The sequence below is a fragment of the Rossellomorea sp. SC111 genome (assembly GCF_024733565.1).
In the GTDB taxonomy this organism is placed as follows: domain Bacteria; phylum Bacillota; class Bacilli; order Bacillales; family Bacillaceae_B; genus Rossellomorea.
In genome coordinates this window covers 90030-102698 of sequence record NZ_JANIOC010000001.1, presented here as the reverse complement: position 1 = coordinate 102698, position 12669 = coordinate 90030, and the positions used below count along the sequence as shown (strand labels likewise).

Sequence of the window (12669 nt, the reverse complement as noted above, 5' to 3'; positions counted from 1 at the left end):
TCCATGATAAAAGGCTAACCTCTCTCTGAAGGTTAGCCTTTTATCAATCTGCTATTCAATCATCAGGATCACTAAAAAATCGCCGACATTTTCAATGGAAATCGGTAGTTTCAAAGCTTTGTCAAAGCCATACATTTTCGATTGCCCCACAATGACGGTCGGCGGTGTAATGTCTAGTGAATGGCCGGCTTGTGCGAGGAGAGTAGCAAGATTCCCTGCAATCATGTTCCCAAGTTCTCCCGCGAAAGATTCAAGCATCTCTCCTTCCAGGGGCATTCCAAACATGGATGCTCCCAAACCTTGAAAGCTTTCTTCTTCTCCATCAATGATCATTCTTCCTCTTACATCACCCGTGAACCCGATGAGTACACCGATTTTATGCTGACTAAACGGCTCAGTCAGCAAAGAGGGCTTTAAAACACTTACACTCAAAGGGATGACCCCTTTAATGGATTCTACTGAACTATTAAGTATATCGGTGACACTTTTAGTTAAAATCATGTCGTATCCTCCAGTATTTTGTCACTATAATCATACCATATGAAATAGGGATAAAGGATGATATTTTCGTATATGATACATACTAAAGAACTATTTTTTCGGGACGGAATTTATGAATAAAACAAAAGCAACACTCTATACATGATTTTATGTGCTTGTGGAAAAGCTATCCTTATATGGAAGTGTAAGGAGTGGTCATGCATGCCGAAAATACTCTCAGTGGATACTGAAATCCCGCCTGTGAAAATCACGCAAAATGAAGCGGCAGAATTTGCGAAGCAACTGTTTTCTTCGAGTTTTAGAGATATAGGACGTCTCATTAATGTATTTCAAAACGGTGAAATAGAAAGTCGTTATTTTGTTAAGGATCTGGAGTGGTTTTCTAAGGACCATACCTTTAAGGAGAAGAACGATGAATTCATCCAACATGCCGTAGAATTGGGGAGTAAAGTGATCCATAAGAGTCTCTCCCGTCATGGGGTCACATTGGAAGGCATCGATGCCATCATTACCATATCAACATCGGGTCTTTCAACCCCGAGTCTGGAAGCTCGAATCATGAATAAGCTCCCATTTTCACCTCATATAAAACGAATCCCTATTTGGGGATTGGGTTGTGCAGGGGGAGCCAGTGGATTGTCACGGGCGTATGAGTACTGCTTAGCCTTTCCAAAAGCAAACGTTCTTGTTCTTTCCATCGAACTATGTTCATTGACCTTTCAACACGGGGATCGATCAAAGAGCAATTTGATCGGGACGTCCCTTTTCGCTGATGGTGTGGCATGCGCCTTTGTTTGCGGGGATGAAAGTCCTTTATTGGAGGGAGCCGTGCATCCATTACCAAAGATCTTTGCCACTCAGTCGACACTGTTGGAAGACTCATTGGATGTCATGGGATGGGAAGTAAAGGAAAATGGATTATATGTTGTATTTTCAAAGGACATCCCGACACTTGTGAAAAATTGGCTCCGCCCGAATGTAGAAGGATTCATTGAAGCGAACGGAGTGGAGCTCCGGGACATTAAGCATTTCGTGGCCCATCCGGGTGGAAAGAAAGTAATTGAAGCATACAGGGATGCGTTAGGGATGGATGAAAATATGACAACCGAATCGATGAGGGTATTAAAGGAGTATGGGAACATGTCCTCCGTCACGATACTTTATGTTCTCAAAGAATTTATGGAAAAAGGTTGTGAACGGGGGGATATCGGTCTCGGTACTGCTTTGGGACCGGGGTTCAGCTCGGAGCTTTTGTTGATGAGGTGGGAATGATGCTATATTTTGTATTGTTTTTCTTGGTGTTGATGATTCAAAGACTGGTTGAGCTGTATATAGCAAGATCAAATGAAAAGTGGATGAAGGAGCGTGGGGCAAAAGAATACGGACAGTCCCATTATAAGTTGATGGTCGTCATCCATATTGCATTTTTCATTTCCCTGCTCATTGAAGGAGGGGTCTTTCACACCGGCGTCCATCACTATTGGCCGTTATTGCTTGGTGGTTTTATCCTGACTCAGGTCGGGAGGATCTGGTCGATTGCTTCTCTCGGGAAGTATTGGAACACTAAAATCATCGTCCTCCCCGAGGCTCAAGTCGTAGCCAAAGGCCCATATAAATATCTGAAGCATCCGAACTATCTGATCGTAACGCTTGAGTTTCTGATTGTTCCAATTCTTTTTCATGCCTATTGGACCCTTATCATCTTTGCATTATTAAACCAATTCATTCTTTCTATCCGAATCCCACTCGAGGAACACGCCCTTAAAGAAGAGACGGAGTATGGAAAGGTCCACCTCAACACGAAGGGATGGATTCCCCTGTTCAAAAAAGAAAAGTGATTTTCTTATTGAAAATGATTATCAATTTTGATAAAATTCTAATTGAAGATGAAAATTATTCTCAAGTACGAGTATTATTACAAAAGGGTGGGGACAAGAATGGTATGGTTTTTGATATTGTTTACTGTAGTAGCGTATGGCTTCATGATGAAGTATGTTTTATCTAATGTAATGAAGAATCCGGCACAGCGGAAGAACATATCTTCATACCAGGCGAACTCTAAATCTTTTGTTCGATCAAACTTAATTGCAACCGAATCAACACGATAAACAGAGCCTCCTTCTTCGGAAGAGGCTTTTTTTCTTTGTTAGTGAAAATGACAGCAATATATATAGAAACATTTTTCTGAAATTGACAAGTCACGGTTTAGCTGGTGATCAATTGAATCATTATTGTCAAACATCTGAATTTCCGCATGTAATAAACAAATCAATTCCAAGACCTTTTTAGTATTTGTCTAATCTTATCTTTCAAATGTAGAAGCACAGAGTGGATTGGAACGGAAGGCACTTGACTTCCTCCCCGAGGAAAGCAAGTGCCTGAAGCGGAAAGAAACGGTCCAAGTATACTATCTCCCTCATTCAATCCTTCGCATACACTGTTATGATTCTCAAATCCGCCTTTCGGATAGATTTCATAGAGAATTTGATTCAAATACGATAAAATAAAAACGTTATCATTCTTCTTAAGTGCAGAAAGGAATTAGATTAGACCATGAGCCAGATTGAACATAAAAATACACACTTACATAATACGTTAAAACAGCTTACGGCTTACTACGACATTTTCCTCCAGAACGGGGATGGGGAGAGGGCTTCCAAGGTTGAACGGTTGGCTGAAAAGTTGAACAATCATGAATTGATCCTCGCCTTTTGCGGCCATTTTTCCGCTGGCAAGTCCACGATGATCAACGGGTTGATGGGTGAAGATATCCTGCCATCCAGTCCGATTCCAACCAGTGCGAATCTTGTGAAGGTGCATCATGCACAAACGGATTTCGCGAAGATTCATTATCATCAATCCAAGCCTTTATATTTTAAGGCACCGTATGATTTTGAGACTATTAAGGAATTTTGTAAAAACGGTGAAGATGTATACTCTGTCGAAATTGGACGGAAGAGAAGTGAAGTGCCTGAAGGGGTTTCTGTTTTGGATACCCCGGGAGTCGACAGTACGGACGATGCCCACAGGCTGTCTACGGAATCTGCGATCCACCTTGCTGACGCGGTCTTCTATGTAATGGATTATAACCATGTCCAATCACAGGTGAATTTTGAGTTCACCAAGGAAATGGTGCGTCATGGAGTCAGATTGTATCTTATTGTGAATCAGATTGATAAGCATCAGGAGGAAGAATTGTCTTTCTCCCAGTTCCAGGAAAGCGTCAAGAATTCATTCGCCTCTTGGGGAGTAGTCCCCGATGGTACGTTTTTTACAAGTTTGAAAAATCTCGACCATCCCTACAATGACCTTAAAAAATTGCAATCACTGATTGATAGCCAGGTTAAAAAGAAGGATGAACTGATCGAAGAATCGGCAATCTCCGCTATATCACAATTGCGCTCTGAACATGAGAGATGGTATGAAGAAGAGCTTGAAAAACTCGAGGAAAGAGCCATGGATATCTTTACAGACGAAGAATGGGAAAATAAAGACTCCATTCTTCAAAAAGAAAGAAAGCTCGTCGACACACTGGCTAAAAATAATGTGACATCCATAAAAAATCAATTCGAAGAAGAGCGAAGGGAAATCCTTAAAAATGCCTACTTAATGCCTTTTGAAACAAGAGAATTAGCGAAGGGATTTCTGGAAAGCAGACAACAGGACTTTAAAGTCGGCTTCCTGTTCTCCAAGCAAAAGACAGAAGAAGAAAAAGCAGTGAGACTTCAAAAATTCAATGACGATATCAATTCCCGTATCGAATCTCAACTCGAATGGCACTTAAAAACACTTGGGAAAAATACAGTGAAAGAATATATCCCATCATCAGATCAACGCGTGGAGTGGGATCGATTAAACCTTGAAGTAGACGAACATTTCCTTGTGAGTTTAATTAAACAGGGGGCCGGAGTCTCAAGTGATTATGTTCTTCAGTACTGTGATGATCTTTCAGAGGAGTTAAAAAGGAAGGCCCGAAATGAAACGAACGGGTTGATTGAGACACTGATAACCGAAATTGAACACACATCACCGGAAGAGCATGCCGGCATGGAGGAAGAACTGGAGGAGCTTCAGAAAAAAACAGGCATCATTTATCAATGGAATTCACTGGATGAAGAGAAGGACGTTCAAATCCAAAAATTGAACAAAGCTGAAGTTGAACCAAAACGTGCGGAGACGATTATTTCAGAATGGACCCTGAAATGGAAAGAGAGGGAAGAAAACTATACACTTGCGTCCGACGAGGTGCGGGATCGTAAAGAGGATACGGGTCGGGAACGTGACATAAACCCATCCCCTGACATCAGGGATCAGGACACGTCAATAGAAGAAGCGATTCAACGTTTAGAAACGATGGCGAATGTGTTCAGGAAGTACAAAGGGTTTACCAATATGGCTCATCTACTGGACGGGAAGAGGGAGCGCCTCTCGAATCAATCCTTTACAATTGCATTATTCGGTGCCTTTAGTGCCGGTAAATCCTCTTTTGCCAATGCCCTGATGGGAAGAAATGTCCTACCGGTGAGCCCGAATCCCACTACTGCGTCCATCAACAGGATCAATCCGGTATCGAAGGGGTGTGAGCACGAAACGGCCCATGTACAAATCAAATCCGATGAACAGCTATTGTCAGACATCAATCATTCCCTTTCGTTTTTTAATCGTACTGCATCTTCCCTGGACGAAGCCACTGGACTGATTCCTGATTTATCGACTGATGGGAGCGGGAAAGAAAATGTCCACCTCTCTTTCCTGCAAGCCTTTTTAACAGGGTATCCTTCATTCAAGGAAACCATCGGCAGGAGAAGGAAGGTCGACCTTGAAGAATATAGAGGATATGTAGCAGATGAGGCGAAAGCTTGCTTTGTGGAGTCGATCGATCTCTATTTCGATTGTGATATTACAAGACAGGGGATCACCCTCGTCGATACGCCGGGAGCTGATTCCATCAATGCCCGACATACCGGTGTTGCATTCGAATATATCAAGAATGCCGATGCGATTCTTTTTGTGACCTATTATAATCACGCATTTGCGAAGGCTGACAGGGAATTCCTTATTCAATTGGGTCGTGTGAAAGACACCTTCGAATTGGATAAAATGTTTTTTGTCGTCAACGCCATCGACCTTGCAAGTGATGAAAAGGAAAAAAACGAAGTCATTGAATATGTGGAAGATCAATTGATTCAATATGGTATCCGTTTTCCAAGGATTTTCGGAGTATCATCCCTGCAGGCGCTTAAAGAAACAAACTCTCAACTATCGGGAATGGATGTATTCAAGAAGGAATTCCAAACCTTCATACAGAATGAATTAGTGAGCATGAGTATCGAGTCCGCACTTGGTGAGTGGGAGAGAGGGTTGAGACGTTTTCAGCAATATCTCCACTCAGCTTCAAGTGAAAAGACGTATAAACAATCAAGGAAGCAGGAACTTTTGGAGCGGAAGTCCGAGGTTGTATCCCTAATTAATAACGTATCTCAGGAACCACTTACAGTGGAGATGATGCAGGAATCAAAGGAGCTCGTCCACTATGTGAAACAAAGAGTGTTTTTCAGGGTGTCGGACTTCTATAAGGAAGCATTTCATTCCGGATTATTTCTCCACTATTCTTCCCAATCCCAGGCAATCCGGGAAGGGTTAAAGGAATTCTTATCAAGTATCGGGTTTGATCTGGCTCAGGAAATGCGGGCTACCTCCCTTCGGATTCAGCAGTTCATCCAGAAGCAGCTCCGAGATCAATGGGGTGCCTTAGAAGAAAACATCCAGCGGGTTGAACGAGATCTGGTCCTATCCCCGATGGATTATAACAATGAAACGACCATCGAATTTGAGAACGCATTTAACCAAACGGAACTGCGACCATTCGAAGAAGCTTTTTCAACATTCAAGAATCCAAAGCAATTCTTTGAAAAAGGCGGAAAGAAAGAAGTTCAGGAAAAATTGGAAGCATTGCTCCAAGAACCTGCAGACAGTTATCTGACACAAGAACTGGCAAGGTTGGACACGTGGGGCCAAACCTATTTGGAAGAACAATTCAAGAGGCTTAAAGAAGAGATGCTGAGTCAGGTGATCGATCAGATTACATCCTATCTGGAAGCCCTCGAGACCTTACAGGACCTGGATCAGCTGAAGCGGGATTTAAAACAGCTCGAGCAGGTTTAAAGAAAAGAAGGAGGACATTCACTGTGAATCCTTATCATTGCTGCGCCACCTGTATTCATATTCAAGGAGTGAAGAGAGAGCAGAAGACCTCCTATCATTGTTCAAGACTTGGCTATGAGACCAAAACCACTTATCAGTTCTCCTGTTGGGAACCGAAGGATGAAGTGGTGAAATTGATGAAAAAGAGGGGGATGAAATCATGAGTGCGCTCGTAGATGCGGATTGGCTTAGTGAACACGTAGATGATGGGAATGTAAGAATCATCGATTGTCGTTTTTCTTTAGGGAATCCAGCAGAAGGCCGGGAAAGATACAATGAAAGCCATATTCCCGGTGCCGTCTTCTTCGACCTTGAAAAGGATTTATCCGGGTATGTGAAGAAGCACGGGGGGCGACACCCCCTCCCGAATATAAAGAATTTCCTGCGCAAAGTAGAGGATGCGGGGATCGATAATCATACAACCATCGTGATCTATGATGAAAAGGAAGGGGCTTTCGCGGGCAGGTGCTGGTGGTTGTTCCATTATATCGGTCATGAAAATGTCTATATTCTGAATGGTGGATTTGCTGCGTGGAAAAAGGGTTCCGGAAAGACGGATTCCACCGTTCCCCATTATCCGCCAACAAACTATCGTCCGAGCGTTAATGACGATATTTTGGCCACTTTGGATGAAATACGATGTATAGCAGACGGAGATAGGAACGTCCCGTTGGTTGATTCAAGGAGCAGGGAAAGGTTCTCTGGTAGGGAAGAACCGATCGACCGGATACCGGGACATATTCCTGGCGCGATCAACTTTCCTTGGACGGAAGGGATGAATGATGGGTATTTCCTTGGACCTGTTGAGCAGAAGGAACGTTTCTCGATGCTTAAAAAAGATGACCCCATCATTGTCTATTGTGGATCTGGTGTAACAGCAACCCCAAACTTCATTGCACTAAAAGAAGCTGGATTTACCGATGTGAAGCTGTACGTAGGAAGCTATAGTGATTGGGTTTCATACGAAGAACACAAAGTGGAAAAAGAATAATGCCGTGTAGCTAATTGGAAGTGGTTCATCACTTTTCCAATTAGCTATTTATGCTGGTATGTTATACTTTAAAAGGTATGTACGATACAACGTGTTTAGGAGTGGATGACTTGGAAAATAAAAATGAGCATTTATTATTAATAGATGGAATGGCATTATTATTTCGATCTTTCTTTGCAACGGCGGTAACGGGCCAATTCATGATGAACTCAAAAGGCCTCCCGACCAATGGGGTCCAGGGGTTCATGAAGCATCTCCTGATGGCAGCGGATCATGTGAAGCCTACACATATCATTGTGTGCTGGGATATGGGGAGCCAGACGTTCCGTAATGAAGTGTTCAACGACTATAAATCGAATCGGAATGCACCACCTGTTGAACTGATCCCTCAGTTCGACCTTGCAAAAGAAGTGGCCGAAGGATTTAATCTTTCCAATGTAGGTGTTGTGGGCTATGAAGCAGACGATTGTATTGGGACCTTGGCAAAGCTTCATCAATCCGAGCGCAAAGTGTCCGTTCTTAGCGGAGACCAGGATCTCCTGCAGCTTCTTGATGACAACATCGACATCATGCTGCTGAAAAAAGGCTTTGGAAATTATCAGACGTATACGAAAGACCTCTTTGTAGAAGAAAAAGGCATTACTCCGGAGCAATTCATCGATGTGAAAGCACTGATGGGGGATACAAGTGACGGATATCCCGGGGTAAAAGGGATCGGGGAGAAAACGGCCATGAAACTGATCCAACAATATCACGATATATCCGGTATACTGGCCAATCTGCATCAATTGACGCCTTCTCAACGTAAGAAAATTGAGGAAGATCTGAACATGCTGCATGTTTCAAGGAAACTGGCTGAAATTCATTGTGAAGTACCACTGTCTGTTTCGGTTGAAGAAGCCAGATGGGATAATGTATCTCATGATACACTTACGCTTGTGGACGAACTGGAGCTTAAAGTTCTTAGAAGGTTTTTAATAGGTTCGAATGTGTTAGCGGCTTCGAGCTGAACGTGATAGGAGTGTCAGGAACCCGGCCCTGACACTTTTTTGTTGTGGATTATTTTTTATTCGTTTTTTTAGCTGCATTTTCTAATTCGCTTTTCGGTTCGGTCGCGAATTCAGCATCCTGTGAAATTCCTTGAGGGTTTACGCTTTTGGCGCTTTTCCCTTTGTTTTTATTGTTACCTTTAGTCATACATAAGACCCTCCTTTAGTGTGATCTTTACTATTTTGTCTTTTGTTACATACAAATATCCCATGTACAGAGAATTTTAGGACACACTACGAATAAGGGAGGTGTTAGGGTGAATAAAGGAATCATTACCGCACTGATTAGTATTGCATTTGCCCAAGGGTTGAAAATTCCACTGCACTTTTTGAAAACGAAGGAGTGGAAGCCTGAACTGTTTTTTCAGACAGGGGGAATGCCGAGCTCACATAGTGCCGGAGTGGCATCTTTGACGACATTCATTGCGTTAAAGAGAGGGGTAAGAACGATTGATTTCGCTCTTTCATTCATCTTTGGTCTCATCGTTATGTATGATGCCCAGGGAATTCGCCGCCAAACCGGTGAATTGACCCTTAAAGTAAATAGTCTCGATGAGCTTGTCAGGAAGGCGCATGAAAAGGAAACCGTTGAATTCGAAGAGAAGAAACCTAAGAGACTGAAGGAAATGCTCGGACACCAGCCTCAGGAAGTGGTGGGCGGCGCATTGCTTGGTTCCCTTCTTGGCTTCATTGCCTTCTTGTTTTCCAAAAAGGATAGGCAAAAGAAAAAATTTTCTGTAAGATAAGAGGAGACAAAGTGGCGATAAGGTGAGGAGAAACGTGAAAAAGACAACAGAAGAATTTCTTATAGAACTTGAAAACAAAGGCTTCAAATTTCAGGAAGACGCAATTGGATTCATCTATTTCGGCAAAAAATACACAGACGCCCCGGATGAACTGGTCAATAGTGCCATTGAAATTACCTTGAAAGCACAGAAACAATTTGACAGCAGTTTCTATATGTCCATATTAGAAAGACTCCATTCCCAGAAAATCCCCTCTAGAAAAGAAGCATTAAGGTGGATGGAGAAACAGGGATTGGCATAAAACAGGGACCATCAGAAGGGCATTGTATCCTTTTTGATGGTCTTTTTTAGTAGTGTTTGTGGGGATGTCTAATTATCAGCAAAGCGTGCCAAACGCATCCATCCTTTAGTTCAGATGGATGGCTTTACGAGCCAGCTCATCAGCAGCTTTATTTTCCTTGCTTGGTATCCACTTGACAAAGAAAAGGTTGATTTGCTTCGTTAAGTTCAATATATCGCCAAGTAATAATTTATATTGTGCATTACGCACAAACCCTTTCTCAATCGCATGAACGACAGCTTGAGAATCACTCTTCATCCATACGGTATCTGTCTGCTTCTCCAAACAGATTTCAAGTGCTTTTTTGCAGGCGAGGAATTCAGCTTCATGATTGTCCATGATCCCTAAAGGAATCGAATGTTTTTCCACTTCACCGTTGTATTTGATGAAAATACCTGCTCCACTTGGTCCGGGGTTCCCGGCACTTGCACCATCAATATAAACTTCTAACAATCGTATTCACCTCATACACATTCAGAATATAAATATAGTAGCATATAAAGAGGGCCGAAGGAGATAGAATACTCGTTACTATACTTTTCACTAAGTTACTATCTATATACATAGCAAAAGCCGGGTGACATGCATACACCCGGCTTCGGTCATCCGATATTATTCGGAAATCGTTTCGCGATATAGCCAAACGGGGTATCCATAAGGGAAATCACCCATTTGAGAAGATAGGTTGTAATGAAAATCTCGAACCAAACGTGCATCGGATATTCTCCAAGAAAGGCAATGCTTGTGAAGACAAGCGTATCCAATAGTTGACTCACCATCGTGCTCCCGTTATTACGGATCCAAAATTGGGCATCTGTTGGGAATTTCCTCTTCAGATACGTAAAGATATACACGTCCGTAAATTGGCTTACAAGGTAAGCGGCAAGGCTGCCAAGTGCAATCCGCGGGATGATGCCAAAGATCGTCGCAAGGGAGTCCTGTGCGAAATCGTCAGGATGTGGTTGAAATAAGAGCGCCAGTTGCATAATAATAGTCATAACGATCAACGTGAAGAATCCAAGCCAAACCGCTTTCTGTGCATCTTTTTTACCATACTTTTCGTTCAGGATATCTGTCACCAGAAAAGCGGTACCATACATCGCATTCCCAAGCGTCGCCGTCAGACCAAAGATTTCAATGGTCTTGACGACCTGAAGGTTTGCAAGTATGGTCGAGATCCCTATCCAAACAAAGAGTCCGGTTCGTCCAAACATTCGATACATGACTAGTAAGGCTGAGAATGTAATGAGTACAAAAACAAGGCCAAACCATATATTAAACATAAAAAGTCCTCCAATCGTCCATAAGTGAATGAAACAATAGTCCTCATTATACAAATAAAAATGATTTTGAACAATAAAACGGATAAAAGGGAGTGAAAGAGGAATGAAAATGAAAATAAAATTTAAATATAAAAGTAAAACTGCTTCCGATATATGGTTTGAATCCGGTTTTTTCCACCGGAAAGAAACACTGATACATGTAGATGATTTAATGAAAACAGGAAGAGTCATTGATCTTGAAATCATTGATGAAATGGGGAACTCTTGGACAAGGAAAGAATACATCCGATTGAATCAGGAGTTAGATAAGGAACCCGAAAATATTGTTGTGTTCTTTGATGGCGGATTTGATAAGGAAACGAACTATGCGGGTGCCGGAATCGTCATCTACTACGATAAAGGCGGGGAATCATTTCGAATCAGAAAAAATGCCCTTCTCGAGGCAATCGAAAATAATAATGAAGCTGAATACGCTGCCTTACATATCGCAATCGGCTTGCTTGAAGAAATCGGGGTTAAAAATGTACCTTGTACGATTAAAGGCGATTCACAGGTGGCAATGAAACAGCTTGGGGGAGAGTGGCCCTGCTATGAAGAGGGATTAAAGAGATGGCTTGACCGGATTGAAGGATTGATACAAAAGCTTGGGCTGAAACCCGATCTCATCGTTCTGAACAGGAAAGACAACAAAGAAGCCGATAAGCTTGCCAACCAGGCATTGGAAGGCACAAAGGTGCACAGTAATAAACGATTAGAATAATTCTGCTGTGTATTATATACTCTAGTAATACAATGAAGATTTGCAGTGCGTGAAAAAATCTAGGAGTGATCTCATGAATCGAAAAGAAGTGGTGGATAAAGTGGATGAGCTTATAGACACCTACTGTAACGACTGCTTACTGAAAGCACACTTCCGCAAGGAGTATGGCAAAACATATGCTCACCGCTTTTGTATAGAACAATGCACCATCGGGGAACAAATCCGGCACTACGGGGAATGTTTGAACAAGAGCGATGCATATCAAAAATAAAGGGCAGCCATTTTAGGGGCTGCCCTTTATCATGTTGATCTATTGTTTTGTATGATTATAATTTAACTACGTTTGCAGCCTGTGGTCCGCGATTTCCTTCAACAACATCGAAAGAAACTTCTTGACCTTCTTCTAATGATTTGAATCCTTCACCTTGAATCGCTGAGAAGTGAACAAATACATCTTCTCCACCTTCAACTTCGATGAATCCAAAACCTTTTTCATTGTTGAACCATTTTACTTTACCATTTTGCATGTTAGAATCCTCCTAAATCGTTCAAGCACAAGTGTGCCTCTGGAAAATAGTTTTCATGAAATGAATGATCTTTTTAGCTTTTAGAATAAGCTTAATAATCGTTCACTTCAATGATGTCTTTACTATACAATATGACGTTTTTCGAGTCAACATTCGTCATATTTATTAAGGGGTTAGTCAACGGTGCAGTGATGTAGGTGAAGGAGGGAGTTGAGCGGCGTTCCGTGTCCGGGTTGTATTCATCCGGTAGTTATAGTAAACTTTTAAT

At 42.1% G+C, this 12669-nt stretch carries 15 protein-coding genes; 10 read left to right on the top strand and 5 right to left on the bottom strand.

What is annotated here, in order from left to right; genetic code table 11:
* Nucleotides 1-51 precede the first annotated feature (51 nt).
* Nucleotides 52-501 carry a chemotaxis protein CheX gene (locus tag NQ095_RS00575; protein WP_258261586.1) on the bottom strand — a complete coding sequence of 150 codons (450 nt, stop codon included), beginning with the start codon at nucleotides 499-501 and terminating at the stop codon, nucleotides 52-54.
* Nucleotides 502-702: 201 nt separating this feature from the next.
* Here NQ095_RS00575 and NQ095_RS00570 point away from each other — a divergent pair, with 201 nt between their 5' ends.
* From NQ095_RS00570 to NQ095_RS00545, 6 genes are all read left to right on the top strand, one after another.
* Complete coding sequence (locus tag NQ095_RS00570) at nucleotides 703-1773, top strand: type III polyketide synthase (RefSeq protein ID WP_258261585.1); 1071 nt, start codon at nucleotides 703-705, stop codon at nucleotides 1771-1773.
* On the top strand, nucleotides 1770-2339 hold the full coding sequence (locus tag NQ095_RS00565; protein ID WP_258261584.1) for an isoprenylcysteine carboxyl methyltransferase family protein: 570 nt from the start codon (nucleotides 1770-1772) through the stop codon (nucleotides 2337-2339). The genes NQ095_RS00570 and NQ095_RS00565 overlap by 4 nt, the downstream gene beginning before the upstream one ends.
* 715 nt (nucleotides 2340-3054) lie before the next feature.
* Nucleotides 3055-6666 (top strand): dynamin family protein, encoded by a 3612-nt coding sequence (locus NQ095_RS00560; RefSeq protein ID WP_258261583.1) that lies wholly within the window; start codon nucleotides 3055-3057, stop codon nucleotides 6664-6666.
* A 23-nt stretch (nucleotides 6667-6689) separates the two neighbouring features.
* Nucleotides 6690-6869 carry a hypothetical protein gene (locus NQ095_RS00555; protein ID WP_258261582.1) on the top strand — a complete coding sequence of 60 codons (180 nt, stop codon included), beginning with the start codon at nucleotides 6690-6692 and terminating at the stop codon, nucleotides 6867-6869.
* Nucleotides 6866-7696, top strand: coding sequence for a sulfurtransferase (locus NQ095_RS00550; RefSeq protein ID WP_258261581.1), 831 nt, complete (start codon nucleotides 6866-6868; stop codon nucleotides 7694-7696). Before NQ095_RS00555 ends, NQ095_RS00550 begins: the two co-directional genes overlap by 4 nt.
* A 110-nt stretch (nucleotides 7697-7806) precedes the next feature.
* A complete protein-coding gene (locus NQ095_RS00545; RefSeq protein WP_258261580.1) occupies nucleotides 7807-8706 on the top strand; it encodes a 5'-3' exonuclease in 900 nt (299 codons plus the stop codon).
* Between the two features lie 49 nt (nucleotides 8707-8755).
* Here the strand turns inward: NQ095_RS00545 and sspL are convergent, their stop codons facing one another.
* Entirely contained in the window at nucleotides 8756-8893 is a 138-nt protein-coding gene (gene sspL, locus NQ095_RS00540) for a small, acid-soluble spore protein L (RefSeq protein WP_258261579.1), read from the bottom strand.
* Between the two features lie 109 nt (nucleotides 8894-9002).
* Between sspL and NQ095_RS00535 the strand changes: the two genes are divergently transcribed.
* Entirely contained in the window at nucleotides 9003-9491 is a 489-nt protein-coding gene (locus tag NQ095_RS00535) for a divergent PAP2 family protein (RefSeq protein WP_258261578.1), read from the top strand.
* Between the two features lie 34 nt (nucleotides 9492-9525).
* Nucleotides 9526-9792 carry a DUF6123 family protein gene (locus NQ095_RS00530; RefSeq protein WP_258261577.1) on the top strand — a complete coding sequence of 89 codons (267 nt, stop codon included), beginning with the start codon at nucleotides 9526-9528 and terminating at the stop codon, nucleotides 9790-9792.
* A 105-nt stretch (nucleotides 9793-9897) separates the two neighbouring features.
* Here the strand turns inward: NQ095_RS00530 and NQ095_RS00525 are convergent, their stop codons facing one another.
* Complete coding sequence (locus tag NQ095_RS00525; protein ID WP_258261576.1) at nucleotides 9898-10284, bottom strand: reverse transcriptase-like protein; 387 nt, start codon at nucleotides 10282-10284, stop codon at nucleotides 9898-9900.
* A 149-nt stretch (nucleotides 10285-10433) separates the two neighbouring features.
* Nucleotides 10434-11114: a queuosine precursor transporter gene (locus NQ095_RS00520; protein WP_258261575.1), complete on the bottom strand. Its 681-nt coding sequence runs from the start codon at nucleotides 11112-11114 to the stop codon at nucleotides 10434-10436.
* A 109-nt stretch (nucleotides 11115-11223) separates the two neighbouring features.
* Between NQ095_RS00520 and NQ095_RS00515 the strand changes: the two genes are divergently transcribed.
* Complete coding sequence (locus NQ095_RS00515) at nucleotides 11224-11874, top strand: reverse transcriptase-like protein (protein ID WP_309137590.1); 651 nt, start codon at nucleotides 11224-11226, stop codon at nucleotides 11872-11874.
* A 73-nt stretch (nucleotides 11875-11947) separates the two neighbouring features.
* Complete coding sequence (locus tag NQ095_RS00510) at nucleotides 11948-12145, top strand: zinc-finger domain-containing protein (RefSeq protein WP_258261573.1); 198 nt, start codon at nucleotides 11948-11950, stop codon at nucleotides 12143-12145.
* 55 nt (nucleotides 12146-12200) lie between these two features.
* On the opposite strand, the gene cspD is transcribed toward NQ095_RS00510, so the two are convergent.
* Nucleotides 12201-12401 (bottom strand): cold-shock protein CspD, encoded by a 201-nt coding sequence (gene cspD / locus NQ095_RS00505; protein ID WP_201713251.1) that lies wholly within the window; start codon nucleotides 12399-12401, stop codon nucleotides 12201-12203.
* Nucleotides 12402-12669: the final 268 nt, after the last annotated feature.